Consider the following 9,897-nt stretch of genomic DNA (forward strand, 5'->3'; position numbering starts at 1 on the left):
GCACCGTCGAGTACTGGACGTGAGCGTTCTCCTTGACGAACACCTCGACGCCCCCGCTGTGGAGGTTGAACGCCGAGTACTTCGGTGCGGAACAGCCCTCGATGTAGTGGACTTCGGAGTTCTCCTCGGCGATGATCAGCGTGTGCTCGAACTGACCCATCCCCTCGGAGTTCATCCGGAAGTACGCCTGCACGGGCATCTCCACGGTGGTGTCCTCGGGGACGTAGACGAACGACCCGCCGGACCAGACCGCGCCGTGCAGCGCCGCGAACTTGTTGTCGCTGGGCGGCACGGCCTTGGTCATGAAGTACTCCTTGACGATCTCTTCGTGTTCCTGGACGGCCTTGTCCATGTCACAGAAGATGACGCCTTTCTCCTCCCAGCGCTCCTGCATGTTCTGGTAGACGATCTCCGATTCGTACTGGGCACCCACGCCCGAGAGAGCGTTCTTCTCCGCCTCGGGAATACCCAGTTTGTCGAAGGTGTCCTGGATCTCGTCGGGGAGGTCCTCCCAGTTTTCGGCGCCACCGCGGGTCTCGATGTCCGGGCGGATGTAGGGAACGATCTCGTCGATGTCGACCTCGGACAGGTCGGGTGCGCCCGGCCAGTCGTCGGGCATGGGCATCTGCTGGAACTGCGCCAGTGCGCGCAGACGCCGGTCGAGCATCCACTCGGGCTCGTCCTTGTCCTCGCTGATGACCCGGATGGTCTCTTCGGTGAGGCCCTTCTCGGATTTGAAGGCGGAACTCTCCTCCTTCTTGAACTCGAATCGGGCTTCCGTGTCGGTCTCCTTGAGGTGGTCTTGATCTGAACTCATACGAAAATAGTTTGGACCGACACGTTAAAAATCTAGGTAACGCGAAAGAGATTTAGTAACCTTTGGCGGTTACTTTTTCTAAACGGAAAATATACTCACGACCGGTGGAGAGCGGTCGCTGTCTGGTGTCACGAACTGTGAGTTGGCGCTGGGTGCTCGCTCACACGGGAACGGACCAGAACACGTGTTAACTATGTGACTTGAGGCTACTTCCGGGGACGTCGTTTTCACCGTGGAACGCTCTGCACTCCCGGACGGGAGGACGTACGTACTGTGCACAGGGTCGTGTTACTCGACTGTGATATCCAGCCGTTCAGGCGGTGGCGGAGGCGTGGATGTACGTAGGTCCCAGACAGGACGAGTATTACTGATACGAGGGCTACCGCGGCTGAGAGAACGGTATTCGATGGTACCGACGGGTTCAGGTGCCGAAAGAGTGTTCCGAAGATCCCGAACGTCCCTAGTCCGAGTAACAGCCAGCCAGCGATACCGGACAGGAGTGCTGAGATGTGGTCGGCGAGATCGGTGATGGTGGAGGGCTCCACTGATATGCGTGTACGTCCGTTCTCGTCGTCACAAGATTCTGCCGGTTAGCGTGAGTCAGAAACACGCGTACGGGTGACCGTTCAGTGTGTGTCGAGTGGTTCTAGAGTGACGGAATACCAGTGTGGCAGTTGGTCGATCACACCTCGACACTACCCGGTGGTGGGTCGCGTACGACCAGTGGACGAAGTCGAGGCAGTGTCGGTCGCTTCTCCGGGTCACCGATCCATTAAAACGTTGCGTGCAAAACTATATTTTAGGAATTAGAAAAATGCTTTAGCCAATTCCGAACGAAGTCGTAGTTGCGATGGTAGTCGATACTGACGACCTGCGGACGAAGCTCGAACAGAAGGGTGAACTGATGCTCGCAGTTTCGGAGTTCGACGAACCGCTGGAGATGCACCTCCACGACACGGAGATCGAGGATGGGACGGTACGGATTCAGCTGACCGACGGCGTCCTCACGTTCGACACGGACGAGGTGGTCGCAGTGTGGCACCACACGCACTCGCTCGCGGACTTCGGCCTCGAAGACTGAGACGACTGGCGAGCGGGGAACCGAAGCACGAGGATCGTGGCACGGACTCGTCAGCTGGTCAGCTCGATCTCCTCGTCGATCTCGATCTCCTCAGCGACCTCGCTTCGGGAGGCCAACCAGGCCAGCCCCACGATGGCACCTAGCGCCAGCAGGAGGTACAGCTTGCTCGCCGCACCACTGCCGGATTCGTCGGCGTCGTCCGCCTCGGTCACGTCCTCGCCGTCGCCCGACCCGCCGAAGAAGGGGGCGGAGTTGGAGAACGATGCGTCGTCGAGGTGGAGCTCGAACAGTGTGATGTCGGCCATACTGACGGTTCCACGCGAGCGGGCTTACGGTTTGGGGAGGCGGCGACCCTGGGCCGCCCGGGTTCGGACCGGACTGCCCGGTCGCCGGGTTCTTGTTCGGCCCGGTGCAGGGGACGGTATGGACGAGCGACGACGCGAATTCCTCTACGAATTGCTGGAGACCGGCGCACCGACGGGCTTCGAGACCGCCGCCCAGCGGGTGTGGATCGATCACCTCTCGGACGTGGCCGACGACGTGCGAACCGACGCCTACGGCAACGCCGTCGCGGTCCACGAGGGCGACCCCGACGCACCGACTATCGTGGTGACGGGCCACGGCGACGAGATCGGGTTCGTCGTCCGCCGGATCGACGACGACGGCTTCCTGCACCTCTCGCGGGTCGGCGGAACCGACAAGACCGTCTCGCAGGGCCAGCACGTCACGGTCCGTACCGACGACGGACCGGTCGCGGGCGTGATCGGTCAGACCGCGATCCACCTCCGCGACGGCGAGGACGACGACGTCGCCGAGATCACCGAGCAGTACGTGGACATCGGGGCCGCGGACGGCGAGGAGGCGCGCGACCTCGTCGACGTCGGCGATCCCCTGACCGTGGCGTCCGGGGTCGAGGAGTTGCAGAGCACCCGGCTCACCGGCCGGGCGATGGACAACCGCGTGGGCACCTGGAGCGCCGCGGAGGCCCTCCGACGAGCCGTCGAGAAGGACGTGGCCGCCACGGTGAAAGCGGTCAGCACGGTCCAGGAGGAGGTCGGCGGTAACGGGGCGCAGATGATCGGCTTCGATCTCGATCCGGATGCCGCGGTCGTCGTGGACGTGACTCACGCGACGGACACGCCCGGTCTCGCGGCCAAACGCGACGTGGACGTAGCACTGGGTGCGGGGCCATCCATTCGCCGGGGACTGCCCGACCATCCGACACTCGTCGACGCGCTCCGGACCGTGGCGGCCGACGAGGACATCGCGGTCCAGTTAGAGGCGGCGAGCAACACCACCAAGACCGACGCGAACTCGATCTTCGTCCAGCGGGGCGGGATCCCCTCTGTGAACGTGGGCATCCCGACTCGGTACATGCACACGCCGGTGGAAGTGATCGACACGGGCGACCTGACGAGTGCCGTGGACGTGATCACGGCGGCCGTCGAACGGGCCGAAGAGTTCGCGCCGTTCGCGGTGGAGCCGTAGGCAGCGACCGTCGAACCGGAGAAAACCTGAGAATCGAGCGACCTATCGCACGTTGGAATAGCGGTACGTTTATACGTGAGTCGGCACCCGGTTTCGGTATGAGTGGACGACCGCTGGATGTCCTCGAGGCGGCACTCGGTTCGAGTGTGACAGTCCAACTGAAAGGGGGCGAAATGTACGAGGGAGAGCTCACCGGCTACGACCAGCACATGAACCTGGTCATCGAGGAAGGTGAAGACACAACGATTATACGCGGCGATAACGTGGTTTCGATCAACCCATGACCGGTGCAGGGACCCCGAGCCAGGGGAAGAAAAACACCACGACACACACGAAGTGTCGCCGGTGTGGCGAAAAGTCGTATCACACGAAAAAGAAAGTCTGTTCGTCCTGTGGGTTCGGCAAATCCGCCAAGCGCCGTGACTACGCCTGGCAGGAGAAGGCCGGCGAGTAACGGACGGACACCTCACCACCCACCATGCACGAGAAGTGCGGCGTCGTCGGCGTATCGCTAGAAGACCGAGACGCCGCCCGCCCGCTCTACTACTCTCTGTACGCCCTCCAGCACCGCGGCCAGGAGTCGGCCGGCATCGTCACCCACGACGGGTTTCAACAGCACTCCCACGTCGAGATGGGACTCGTCGGCGACGCCTTCGAGCAGAGCGACCTCGAGCAACTGAACGGCTCACAGGGGATCGGCCACGTCCGGTACCCGACCGCCGGCAGCGTCAACGCCTGCTGTGCCCAGCCATTCTCGGTCTCGTTCAAGAGCGGATCGCTCGGCCTGAGCCACAACGGCAACCTCGTCAACGCCGACGAGGTGGGCGACCAGCTCGCGGATCTCGGCCACGCGTTCACGTCCGACGGTGACACGGAGGTCATCGCCCACGACCTGGCGCGCAACCTCCTCGAAGAGGACCTGGTGCGCGCCGTCAAGCGGACGATGAGCCGGATTCACGGGTCGTACTCGCTGACGATCATGCACGACGACACCGTGCTCGGCGTGCGCGACCCAGAAGGCAATCGCCCGCTCTGTATCGGCGAACTCGAAGACGGCTACGTCTTGGCCTCCGAATCGGCGGCCATCGACACCCTCGACGGCGAGTTGATCCGTGACGTGCGGCCGGGCGAGCTCGTCGTCCTCCACGCCGACGGGACGGGCTACGACACGTATCAACTCGTCCAGCCCGAGAACACGGCCCACTGCTTCTTCGAGCACGTCTACTTCGCGCGACCGGACTCGGTGATCGACGAACAACTGGTCTACGAGGTGCGACGGGACCTCGGGCGCGCGCTGTGGGACGAGAGCGGCATCGACTCCGACGTGGTGATGCCGGTCCCCGACTCCGGGCGTGCCTTCGCCTCGGGCTACGCCGAGGCGGCCAACGAGGACGCCGACGCCGACGGCGTCGAGTTCGCCGAGGGGCTGATGAAGAACCGCTACGTCGGTCGGACGTTCATCATGCCGACCCAGGACGAACGCGAGCGGGCGGTGCGGCTGAAGCTCAACCCGATCAAGTCGACGGTCGAGGGCAAGACCGTCACGCTGATCGACGACTCCATCGTCCGGGGGACGACTTCGAACCAGCTGGTGGAGTTGCTCTACGACGCCGGCGCCGAAGAGGTCCACGTCCGGATCGGTGCGCCGCCCATCGTCGCCCCGTGTTACATGGGGATCGACATGGCCTCGCGCGAGGAGTTGATCGCAGCCGACCAGTCCGTCGCGGACATCCGCGACGAGATCGGCGCCGACTCGCTCGCCTATCTCTCGATCGACGCCATCGCCGGCGCGCTCTCGAAGTCTAAGGCGGACCTCTGTCTGGGCTGTGTCACCGGAGAGTACCCCTACGACATCGACGGCGAGGCCAAAGACCGCGAGGTCGATCGGCCCGCCATCGGGACGGCGGCCAGCGCGGACGACTGAGATCGACGGCGGGCGGCGAACGCTCTTCGTCGCAGCTTTTCCGATCGGTTACTGTCCTGCGTCGTCACCGTTGGGTCACTTTCTCGGAGTTGGTGTGTTCGGCAGCGAATTCGACGAGGGGGCGGGCGTCGTCGAACCGCGGTCCATTGACGATCTCGGACGACGCCCGGTGCCACTCGATGAGACCGCACGCTTCCAGTTTTGGGAGGTGGACGTGATACATCTCGGCGCGATCGGCGTGCCCGTCAGTGCGCTCGTCGTCTTGCGTTCCGACGCCGTCGGGTTGAGGGTTCGATTCCACCAGAAGGTCGGTCAGCACTGCTCGTCGTGTCTCGTCCGCCAGCGCGTCGAATGTGGTGTCGTTCATGATAGTCTCGCTGGGTCGTGACGGTCGTTCGGTGATCGAACGCTCGTTTCCCTCGCGTGACAATCGGACATTGCAGCGTATAACGCTGTTGTGGACGTGAACAATCAGATTGCAGTTGCCACAGTTTCGGACCACTGCGCCACCGGATTCCACACCCGACGATTCCCTCGACCGGAGTGACCGGGGTGGTTCGTTGCGTAATCGACAGCCCGGTCGAACGACCGTCACTTCGGGTCTTCGTCGTGAGCCACGTCGTCCCGCGCTTCCATCTCTCTTGTCCCCTGGAGGAAGAAGTGATTGAACGGCTGGACGTATCGGCGGCGCATCATCTCGGAACTCTCGATTTCGACGCCCAGGTCGTGGATCGAATCGGTGATCCGGGTGATGTCGCTGGTGCTCGTCCCGACGGCGTCGACGAAGAGGTTGCGCCGGCCGGTCAGCATCTCCCGGACGTCGATGATGCCTTTGATGCCACGAATCTGTTCGGAGTAGTGTTTGATCTCTTTCGGGGGTGCGGTGACGACGAAGGTCAGCTGGAGCGGCAGGTTCGCCGCCTCGTAGTCGATTTCGGGGTGGTAGCCCCGGATGATGCCGTCGGCTTCGAGTCGCTCGATTCGGTTCCGGACGGTGCTGGCGGAGACGCCTGCGGTGTCTGCGATCTCCTGAGCCGTCGTGTTGCGTGCGTCCCGTTGGAGGAGATAGAGGATGCTCCGGTCCACGTCGTCCAGTTCGCGTCCCATAGCTGTACTGTCGAACTGGACCTTCAAAAGCTGATTATCGGTGTTGCTGAGACCAGTAGCGACGTGATCGTCAGTCGCTTGCCGGACAGTGTCGGCTCGCGGAATCGACCGCCGAACACTCGCTCAGAACAGCACGTACAGCAACAGGTAGACGACGGTCCCGAGGGCGAACGAGACGAGCCACAGCGACGCGGCGACGCGGCCGACCCGCGGGTGATTCGTCGCCGAGAGCTCGCCAGCCGGCCGAGTCAGGGCGAGCAAGAGAACGTAAAACAGGAGCGGAATGCAGACGATGGCCAGCAGGATGTGGATGCCGAGGATGGGGAAGTAGACGAACTGTTCGATGGCGGCCGGGCCCGGGAAGTCGGTCGGCCCTTCGAGGCTCACGCGGTAGAGGTAGAGCACGAGGAAGGTGGCGAACAACACGAGGGCAGTGAGCATCGCGTTGCGATGGCGGGTGACCCGCCCGCTACGAATCGCGCGCCAGCCGGCGAGGATCACGGCGATAGCCAGGACGCTCACGACGGCGTTGACGTGCGGGATAGCCGCGATGAACCAGTCGGGAGCCTTCGGGAGCGCGGCCCGGGGGATCACGCCGAGGACGGCACCGAACACAAGCGCGAGCGCCACGACGGTCAACAGGCCGGTCAACTCGGGGACACGGTCTCGTGCGCGCAGTTCCATGGCCGACAGCACGGACCGAACCGGAATGGGCGTTTCCGTTCGCGCCGAGGGCGGGACCGTAGCTGCCGGCTCAGGCGTACGGCTCGGGACGTTCGCCGAGGGTGAGCTGGACGGTCGTTCGTCGCCCGTCGCGGATGACTTCCACGGGGATGGTGTCACCCGGACTGGTCACCAGCGCGAGGTAGGTCGACAGTACCTCCTGGCTCTGGACCGGCTGGCCGCCCATGCTGACGATCACGTCGCCGCCGGTCGGGACGCGAACGCCGTCGATGGTCGTGTCCCCGGTCGAGCCCTGGAGGACGCCGCTGGCGGGGCCCTCGGGGCGCACGTCGTCGATGTAGACGCCGTCGGCGTCGGAGAGGCCCTCGGCCTCGGCGATCGACGGCGTGACGCTGGTGAGGCTGACGCCCATGAACGAGTGCTCGTAGTCTCCGGTCTCGATCAACGACGGAACGACGCGTTTCATCAGCGCGGCCGAGATGGCGAAGCCGATGTTGTCGCCGCCGCCGGAGTTGATGACGCCCGCGACCTCCCCGTCCAGCGTCACCAGCGGGCCGCCGCTGTTGCCGGGGTTGACCGGCGCGTCGGTCTGGATCGCGTCCGGGATGCGGAAGTTGTTGCGCGCGGGCAGGGAGCGGTCCACGCCGCTGACTGCGCCCGTGGTCATCGACCCGGTGTATCCCAGCGGATTTCCAATCGCGATAACTGGCTGTCCGATGGCGACCTCGCCGCCGATGAGCGAGAGTGGGGTCGCCGAGTCCGGGACGCTCTGGACGTCGAGTACGGCGAGGTCGCTGTAAGCGTCGGTCCCGACGACCTCGGCGGCCCGCCACTGCCCGCCGGTGAACTGCACGCGGATCTCGTCGAAGATGCTCCCCGGTTCGAGGACGGCCCCCCGCGTGTCCGTCACGACGTGTTCGTTCGTGACGATGTACCGGTCGTCGTAGACGAATCCGGAGCCCTCACCCACCCTGCCCCGTGAATCGGCGTAGACACGGATCAGGACGACCGAGTCGATGGTCCGTCTGTACACGTCCGTGTAGACCGACTGCGATTCGGGCGTCGTGTTGAGCAACTCCGTCGCGGCCGGGTTCGAGACGTTCCCCGACTCCGACGTCCCAGATCGAGGGGTGTTACAACCGGCGACACCGGCGGCGACGCCGGTAGCCGCTGCCAGCAACCGCCGCCGTGTCAACTGCTCACTACCCATACCGAGCCGTTAGGATGCGGGTGGATAAAGACCGGCGATCCGACCAGAGACGCTCGTCGTCGTTACTCCGCGTTATCGAAAGAGTGAGGGAGGGCGTGTGGGGTGGGTGGGAACGACAGGGGGTGAAAGTAGGGTGAGTGGGGGTGGGTGGGGTGGGTGGGTAGGTGGTGGGAGTGGTACGCCACCACTGTGCCAGCACTTACGATTCACGAGAGGGAGGTAATAAACGTATCCACCCAATTATCCCCATTGATAACCAGAGCTGGGGCGGCCGGGTCGGGGCGGCTCCAGGCCCGTTCACCGGAGGGGAGATGTAACGGAAACATCAGGGATTATTCAGTGAAAATTACCGCTTTACCGAAACGAGCCCCCTTCGGACCGCGTATTTCCCCCAATCTATTTCTTGACTTGCGGTTATACGAGAAACAAGAATGGTTCGCGAATTCGTGGTGTTGTCGGGTGCCTGCCAGTACGGCGTGATCAACAGATGAGTCAGGGATCGCCAGTCGTCCTCGTCGTGGACGACAACAGGGCTATCGCGAACACGTACACGGCGTTTCTGTCGGACGAGTACGACGTCCGGACCGCCTACAACGGGAAAGAGGCACTCGACGAACTCGACGAGACAGTCGACGTGGTGTTGCTGGACCGGCGGATGCCGGAGGTGTCCGGTGACGCCGTCCTCGAAGAGATCGAATCCCGCCAACTGGACTGCCGGGTCGTCATGCTGACAGCGGTCGATCCGGACTTCGACATCATCGACATGGGTTTCGACGAGTACCTCGTCAAGCCCATCGAACGCGAGGAGCTCAACGAAGTCGTCAACGAGATGCTCGAACGGGCGACCTACGACGACGACTTCCGCCGGTTCCTCGCGCTCGTCTCGAAGAAGGCGACGCTCGAAAAGGAGAAATCCAGCGCGGAACTGGAGGCCAGCGACGAGTACGCGAAGATCAAACAACGCCTCGACGACCGCCGCGAACAGGTCGGCGTCGACATGTCCGACCTCGAAGAGAGCTTCTCGGACGTGTCGGGCACGATCAAAGTGACCGAGATGGACGCCTCGAGCGACCGGAGCGTGCCGGATATCCCCGGCATCGACGAGGACGAAGCCGAGGAATAGCGGGTCAGCCCTCGAACTGTTCGTCGGAGATCTCGTACGTTATCGTCAGTGTCCCCGGCCGGTGATCTCTCGCTTCATCCCGTAGCGATCTGAACTGCGCCATCAGTTGCCGTCCCTCGTCCGACCCCGCCCGGACAGTCTTCGACTCCTCTCGGATCGTATCGTGGACCCGTTCGAGAACGGTCCGTACGGCGTAGGCGTCCCGTTTCGAGTCGATTTCGAACGTCGCTTCGTGTGTGTCCATATCTGCGGGTCGGGTTCCAGTGAATTAACCTCCCGCATAGTGGAGTCGGGTACGTCGTCTCGTTCGTGACGGCGTTCGCGGTCGCCACTCACCGGTGGACCCCTACGGGACAGTGACGTCATCGGATTTGACAGTGCGTACTAACTGCTCGTGGTTTTGCGTCGGAAAGGAATATGCGTGGATGCAGTCCCAAGGGGAGTGCACCTGCACTCGTATCGG

Annotated in this window: 13 protein-coding genes; 6 read left to right on the top strand and 7 right to left on the bottom strand. The window is 63.4% G+C overall.

The genetic code is table 11. The annotated features are described in order from the left end of the window. A partial coding sequence (gene sufB, locus EAF64_RS00005; RefSeq protein ID WP_129066942.1) for a Fe-S cluster assembly protein SufB occupies positions 1–817 on the bottom strand: 817 nt, incomplete at its 3' end. 850 nt (positions 818–1,667) lie between these two features. Between sufB and EAF64_RS00010 the strand changes: the two genes are divergently transcribed. Next, complete coding sequence (locus EAF64_RS00010) at positions 1,668–1,898, top strand: hypothetical protein (RefSeq protein ID WP_129066943.1); 231 nt, start codon at positions 1,668–1,670, stop codon at positions 1,896–1,898. A gap of 50 nt (positions 1,899–1,948) precedes the next feature. Here EAF64_RS00010 and EAF64_RS00015 read toward each other — a convergent pair whose 3' ends face one another. Next, positions 1,949–2,203, bottom strand: coding sequence for a hypothetical protein (locus EAF64_RS00015; protein WP_129066944.1), 255 nt, complete (start codon positions 2,201–2,203; stop codon positions 1,949–1,951). A 118-nt stretch (positions 2,204–2,321) separates the two neighbouring features. Here EAF64_RS00015 and EAF64_RS00020 point away from each other — a divergent pair, with 118 nt between their 5' ends. The 4 genes from EAF64_RS00020 (at position 2,322) to purF (ending at position 5,310) form a co-directional block, all read left to right on the top strand. Then, positions 2,322–3,386 (top strand): M20/M25/M40 family metallo-hydrolase, encoded by a 1,065-nt coding sequence (locus tag EAF64_RS00020; protein ID WP_129066945.1) that lies wholly within the window; start codon positions 2,322–2,324, stop codon positions 3,384–3,386. 98 nt (positions 3,387–3,484) lie between these two features. Then, positions 3,485–3,670, top strand: coding sequence for an LSM domain-containing protein (locus EAF64_RS00025; protein WP_077204959.1), 186 nt, complete (start codon positions 3,485–3,487; stop codon positions 3,668–3,670). Beyond that, a complete protein-coding gene (locus EAF64_RS00030) occupies positions 3,667–3,840 on the top strand; it encodes a 50S ribosomal protein L37e (RefSeq protein ID WP_129066946.1) in 174 nt (57 codons plus the stop codon). Before EAF64_RS00025 ends, EAF64_RS00030 begins: the two co-directional genes overlap by 4 nt. 24 nt (positions 3,841–3,864) lie before the next feature. Further along, on the top strand, positions 3,865–5,310 hold the full coding sequence (gene purF, locus EAF64_RS00035) for an amidophosphoribosyltransferase (RefSeq protein WP_129066947.1): 1,446 nt from the start codon (positions 3,865–3,867) through the stop codon (positions 5,308–5,310). A 64-nt stretch (positions 5,311–5,374) separates the two neighbouring features. Here the strand turns inward: purF and EAF64_RS00040 are convergent, their stop codons facing one another. The 4 genes from EAF64_RS00040 to EAF64_RS00055 form a co-directional block, all read right to left on the bottom strand. Continuing rightward, positions 5,375–5,677: a transcriptional regulator gene (locus EAF64_RS00040; protein WP_129066948.1), complete on the bottom strand. Its 303-nt coding sequence runs from the start codon at positions 5,675–5,677 to the stop codon at positions 5,375–5,377. A gap of 224 nt (positions 5,678–5,901) precedes the next feature. Next, positions 5,902–6,417, bottom strand: a complete 516-nt coding sequence (locus EAF64_RS00045) for an Lrp/AsnC family transcriptional regulator (RefSeq protein WP_129066949.1) — start codon at positions 6,415–6,417, stop codon at positions 5,902–5,904. A gap of 123 nt (positions 6,418–6,540) precedes the next feature. After that, on the bottom strand, positions 6,541–7,101 hold the full coding sequence (locus tag EAF64_RS00050) for a DUF420 domain-containing protein (protein ID WP_129066950.1): 561 nt from the start codon (positions 7,099–7,101) through the stop codon (positions 6,541–6,543). 70 nt (positions 7,102–7,171) lie between these two features. Then, positions 7,172–8,311, bottom strand: a complete 1,140-nt coding sequence (locus EAF64_RS00055; protein WP_129066951.1) for a S1C family serine protease — start codon at positions 8,309–8,311, stop codon at positions 7,172–7,174. 487 nt (positions 8,312–8,798) lie between these two features. Between EAF64_RS00055 and EAF64_RS00060 the strand changes: the two genes are divergently transcribed. Continuing rightward, entirely contained in the window at positions 8,799–9,434 is a 636-nt protein-coding gene (locus tag EAF64_RS00060; protein WP_129066952.1) for a response regulator, read from the top strand. A gap of 4 nt (positions 9,435–9,438) precedes the next feature. On the opposite strand, the gene EAF64_RS00065 is transcribed toward EAF64_RS00060, so the two are convergent. Next, positions 9,439–9,678: a hypothetical protein gene (locus EAF64_RS00065; protein ID WP_129066953.1), complete on the bottom strand. Its 240-nt coding sequence runs from the start codon at positions 9,676–9,678 to the stop codon at positions 9,439–9,441. Positions 9,679–9,897: the final 219 nt, after the last annotated feature.

The sequence above is a fragment of the Halorientalis pallida genome, assembly GCF_004118325.1.
GTDB lineage: Archaea > Halobacteriota > Halobacteria > Halobacteriales > Haloarculaceae > Halorientalis > Halorientalis pallida.